The sequence below is a fragment of the Thermoflavimicrobium dichotomicum genome, from assembly GCF_900114055.1.
GTDB lineage: Bacteria > Bacillota > Bacilli > Thermoactinomycetales > Thermoactinomycetaceae > Thermoflavimicrobium > Thermoflavimicrobium dichotomicum.
Genome location: NZ_FORR01000049.1, coordinates 1 through 4079 on the forward strand (window position 1 = coordinate 1; position 4079 = coordinate 4079).

2 protein-coding genes are annotated in these 4079 nt (G+C 45.3%); both read left to right on the forward strand.

Features of this window, described 5'->3' with window-relative positions; genetic code table 11:
* A partial coding sequence (locus tag BMZ78_RS18170) for a condensation domain-containing protein (RefSeq protein WP_245739943.1) occupies positions 1-954 on the forward strand: 954 nt, incomplete at its 5' end.
* A 164-nt stretch (positions 955-1118) separates the two neighbouring features.
* Positions 1119-4079 (forward strand): non-ribosomal peptide synthetase (locus tag BMZ78_RS18175; protein ID WP_139203369.1); only part of this gene is annotated, 2961 nt, incomplete at its 3' end.

Consider the following 4079-nt stretch of genomic DNA (forward strand, 5'->3'; position numbering starts at 1 on the left):
CTGTTGAGTGATTTCAACACCCTGTATCAGCAAGAAGAAAACAAACTGCCCGCGAAGTCCAGTTCCTATCAAGCATGGGCGACAAAATTAAAGGAATATGCCATGAGTCCAACTTTCCGCAAAAAGGAAAGACCTTACTGGGAAGCGATTGCCGAAAGTCATGTAGCTCCGCTTCCGAAAGATCAGGCGGTGGATCAGGGAACATTTGGTGATCGGAAGACGATCACGGTCAGCTTGACAGAGGAAGAGACACAGCAGTTGCTCACAGAAGCCCATCGTGCGTATCAGACGGAAATCAATGATTTGCTCCTTACCGCTCTCGCTCTCACGGTGAAGGAATGGACAGGCGAAACACGAGTGGCCCTGAATTTAGAGGGGCATGGTCGGGAAGAGATCCTGGAAGGAATCGATCTGACTCGAACCGTGGGATGGTTTACCTCGATCTATCCGGTGTTGTTCGAACTAAAAACCGATGATCTCTCAACCGCAATCAAAGAAGTAAAAGAGACCTTGCGCCGAGTTCCCAATAAGGGCGTCGGTTATGGCCTGCTCCAGTATTTAAGCGAAGAAAAGATTGATTTCCGTTTACAGCCCGAGATGAGTTTCAACTATCTGGGGCAGTTTGGACAAGAAGGAGCAGACCAAGAGATCGCGACCTTACCGATGGGACACCAGATTAGTCCACGCAATCACCTGACTCATGTACTGGACGTGAACGGAATCGTTATGAATAACAGGCTGTATCTGAATTTTAACTTCAACCGAAAAGCATACGAATCCGAAACGATAGAGCAATTGGCAAATCGATATAAGCAAGATCTGCTTGCAATCCTATCCCATTGCTTACAAAAAGAAGAGCAAGAGCAAACACCAAGCGATTTTAGCATCAAAAAATTAACCGTGGAAGAACTGGATGATATTTTCGAGGCTTTTGAAGAGGAAGAAATTAAATAAGGTGAAGAAGAATAATCCTGGTTCTCCTTTGCCGCTGGTGTAAGGCGGGAAAGGAAGCTAATCCAAAAATGAGCCTGTTGACAAATCCAAGATCAAAAAATGAACTTTGTTAACAGGCTCAAAATAACCATCAAGATAAATTCACAGGTTTCGGAGTGGTCGGCGTGTTTAATCGGAAAAACATCAAAAATATGTATCGTTTATCTCCGATGCAGCGAGGCATGTTGTTTCACTACTTAAAAAATCCAACGAGTGAAACCTATTTCGAACAGATTGATTTCCAGATTGAAGGGACCGTTCATCCCTCTTACTTAGAAGAAAGTTGGAATCGGCTGATTGAAAAATATGATCTTTTGCGGACGGTGTTTCTCTACAAGAAGATTAAAGAGCCGACACAAATCGTGTTAAAGGAACGAACAGCGACGATTCATTTTGAAGATCTTTCTCACCTGGAAAAAGAAAATTGCCGCCAATATATTGAAGCGTTTAAGAAAAAAGATCGAAAGACAGGTTTTCAGCTGTCTCGTGATCTCCTCATGCGTTTGGCGTTATTTAAAACAGGAGCCAATACATATCAATTGATTGTCAGCTTTCATCATATCTTGATGGATGGTTGGTGTTTGGGCATTGTTTTACATGATCTGTTTGAAATCTATCGCTGTCTATTAAACAACCAGCCTGTTCCACAAGAAGCGGTCATTCCTTATAGCAAATATATTGAGTGGTTAGAAGAACAAGATGAAGAAGAAGCCAAGGCTTATTGGCGGGCGTATTTACAGGGATATGAGCAGGTATCGGGTTTACCTTTTCCGGCTTTTGCCAATAGTGAAACAGCGAATGAACATGAAGTATTGACATATGAGTTCACTTCTCATCTCACTTCTCAGTTGACTAAACTGGCTAAGTCGTATCAAGTCACATTAAATACCGTGTTTCAGACCATTTGGGGTGTCTTACTGCAAAAATATAATCAAACGAATGATGTCGTGTTTGGATCTGTCATATCTGGACGATCCGCAGAAATTCCAGGGATTGAAAGAATGGTTGGTTTATTCATCAATACCATTCCGGTCCGGATTCAAAGTCTTGAGGGAGAGACGTTTGCTGACTTACTCACCAAAGTGAAGCAATCGGCTTTGTCTTCTGAACAATATGGTTATCTCTCATTAGCTGATATCCAAGCAGAAGGGGTTAAAAATCAAACCTTATTCAATCATATTCTGGTGTTTGAGAACTATCCCGATTATACCGACGCTCATCAACATAATCAGGAGACACTGGGCTTTACTGTAGTGGATCGGGAAGTATTTAGTCAAACCAATTATGATTTGAGTGTGCAAGCGTATCTTAGAAATGAAAAATTACACCTCATCCTCACGTTTAATGGACGTGTCTATCCTCGTGTTTGGATGGAAAAAGTGTTCACCCATTTCCATGAAATCGTGATGGATGTGATTGAGCGTCCAGACATTCCTTTAGCGGAAATTGATATAGTTCCCGAAGCGGAAAAATGTCAGTTGCTGGAGGAATTTAACAACACAGATGCAGACTATCCACGGGATAAAACGATTCATGCCCTGTTTGAAGAACAGGTCGAGAAGCACCCCGATCGGGTGGCTTTGGTCTTCCAGGGACAAACGATGACGTATCGGGAGTTGAATGCACGGGCCAACCAATTAGCGCATGCCTTGCGGAAAAAAGGAGTTCAGCGGGATCAAATCATTGGTTTGATTGCCGATCGCTCGATGGAGATGATTGTAGGGATTCTCGGGATTTTGAAATCCGGAGGAGCCTACATGCCGATCGATCCGACTTATCCGGGAGAGCGCATTCGTTACATGTTGGAAGATAGCCAGGCAAAGCTCTTGGTTGTGCAACGTGCGGAAATGATTCCAGCCGATTATAAGGGAGAGATCCTCTTTTTGGGAGAAGGATTCGAGGAACTTGCCTCCAATCCGGAGCCGATCAACCAAGCTCAAGATTTGGCCTATGTGATCTACACATCCGGTTCGACGGGAAAACCCAAAGGAAACCTCACCACTCATCAAAACGTCGTAAAAACGATCATCAACAATGGGTATGTGGAGATTGAGGAAGAAGACCGGATCTTGAACCTGTCCAACTATGCATTTGATGGCTCCACCTATGAAATCTACAGTGCCCTTCTGCATGGTGCGCGGTTGGTACTGATTCCAAGAGAAGTGGTGCTCAACACGGCGGAACTTGCCCGTGTGATTCGGGAGGAGCAGATCACCTCGACCTTTATGACCGCATCGTTGTTTAACACCCTGGTTGAGTTGGATGTGTCTTGCCTGAAATCCATGCGGAAGCTCTTGTTTGGTGGAGAGAAAGCCTCGGTCAAGCATGTTCAAAAAGCGCTGGAAGTACTGGGAGAACATTGTCTGATCAATGGATATGGGCCGACAGAGACTACCGTATTTGCGGCAACGTATTCCGTGGATCATCGTGTAATGGAGACCGATATGGTGCCAATTGGACGCCCCATTCATAATACCCGCATCTACATTGTCAACCAGCACAACCAATTGCAACCCATTGGGGTACCGGGTGAGCTCTGTGTGAGTGGAGAGGGACTGGCCCGTGGATACCTGAATCGACCGGAGTTAACCGCCGAACGGTTTGTAGAGAATCCTTTTGTCCCCGGTGAGCGGATGTATCGGACAGGAGATTTGGCTCGCTGGTTACCCGATGGCAACATCGAGTACATGGGACGCATGGATGAACAAGTGAAGATTCGTGGTTTCCGGATTGAACTCGGGGAGATTGAAGCGAAGCTGCTGGAGCATCCGGTCGTACGGGAAGCGGTTCTTCTGGCCCGAAGAGATGAGCAAGGTCATTCATATCTCTGTGCGTATCTGGTGACAGATGGCCCTTGGACGGTAGCAGAGATGCGGGAACATCTGGGGCAATCCTTACCAGAATACATGATTCCTTCTTACTTCGTCGGATTAGAGAAATTACCACTGACCACAAATGGAAAAGTGGACAAACGCGCGTTGCCTGAACCGCGTGCCGATCTCATGAGCGAAGGGTATGTTGCTCCAACCAATGCGACAGAAGAATCGTTGGTTCAAATTTGGAAAGACGTACTGAAAGTGGAGCAA